This is a genomic window from Steroidobacter gossypii, assembly GCF_016801985.1.
Classification (GTDB): Bacteria; Pseudomonadota; Gammaproteobacteria; order Steroidobacterales; family Steroidobacteraceae; genus Steroidobacter; species Steroidobacter gossypii.
On the sequence record NZ_JAEVLS010000022.1, the window covers coordinates 1 to 1,350 of the forward strand.

The following is a 1,350-nucleotide window of genomic DNA, read 5'->3' on the forward strand; positions in this document are numbered from 1 at the left end:
TGGGCCGGCCTAGAATTTCCTTGGACACCATTTTGGGCCAAAGTAGTGGCCGAAGGAGTGTCCGATGGCAAAGAAGAGTTCTGGTGCGAATGACGTAGAGCGCGGCCGCTGGTCGGCCAAGAGGAAATCAGAGGCGGTACTACGACTGCTGAAGGGTGAGGACCTGGATACGTTGTCGCGGGAGCTGAAGGTGAATGCTGCGACCTTGTCAGGCTGGCGCGATATCTTTCTTGAGAATGGCCTGGCGGGTCTGAAGAGCCGCGAGGTGGATTTACGCGACGAGAAGATCGCGCAGTTGCAGAAGGCGCTGGGCGCGACGGCGCTGCGACTGGAGATCGCCCGTGAAGTGATCGACGTGTACGAGAGGAAAGCGGGCCCTTTAGCGGATGGGAAGTCGAAGCTGTGAGAGCCGCGGTTTCGATTTCCCGCAACGAGCACTGCGGCCTGAGCGTGGTGTGCGAGAGCGCCGGCGTGGCACGCTCCAGCGTGTACGCGCAGCGCCGATCTCGGGATGCGGTGTCGGGCGTGCGCCGGGGGCCGAAAACGCGCTGGAGCGATGAGGCGCTGGTGGAACAGATTCGCACGCAGCTGAAGAGCTCGCCCTTCGTGGGCGAAGGCTATCGCAAGGTGTGGGCGAAGCTGCGCTTAGCGGGCATTCGCACCAGCAAGCCTCGGGTGCTGCGATTGATGCGCGAGCACGGTCTGCAGGCGCCGACACGCTGCGGTGGCCCACGCGGACCACAGAGCCACGAGGGCACGATCATTCCGAACGCTCCTGATCTGCGCTGGGGCACGGACCTGACGACGACCTTCACGCTTGAGGAAGGCCAGGCGTCGGTGCTACTGGCCGTGGATCACTACACCGCGGAGATCGTCGGTATCCACGCCGTCAAGCGCGCGACGCGTTGGGAGGCGCTGGAACCGATCCGCCAAGGCGTGCGCAAACACTTCGGAGCGATCGGACGCAACGTCGCCTGCGGGCTCGAGCTGCGGCACGACCATGGTAGCCAGTACATGAGCGACGCGTTCCAGCAGGAGATCGCCTTCCTCGGCATTCAGTCGAGTCCCTCGTTCGTGCGATCCCCGGAAGGCAACGGTTGCGCCGAGCGCGCTATCCGTACGCTCAAGGAACAGCTGCTGTGGATCCGATCGTTTGCGACGATCGAGCAACTGCGCCGCGCTCTAATCGAGTGGTCGGAACTCTACAACGAGCGCTGGATGATCGAACGGCATCAGCACAGGTCACCGGCGCAGGTCCGACGGGAGTACTTGGCCGCCAGCACCAAACTGGCCGCCTGAGAGAAACGAATTACCTGCAACCGTGTGTCCAAGAAATCCTTGACCGCTTCA

The 1,350-nt window shown here is 62.9% G+C and carries 1 pseudogene; it reads left to right on the forward strand.

From position 1 onward, the window contains the following. Positions 1-64: 64 nt before the first annotated feature. Positions 65-1,299 (forward strand): annotated as a pseudogene (locus JM946_RS29850) (IS3 family transposase). The last annotated feature ends 51 nt before the right edge of the window (positions 1,300-1,350 follow it).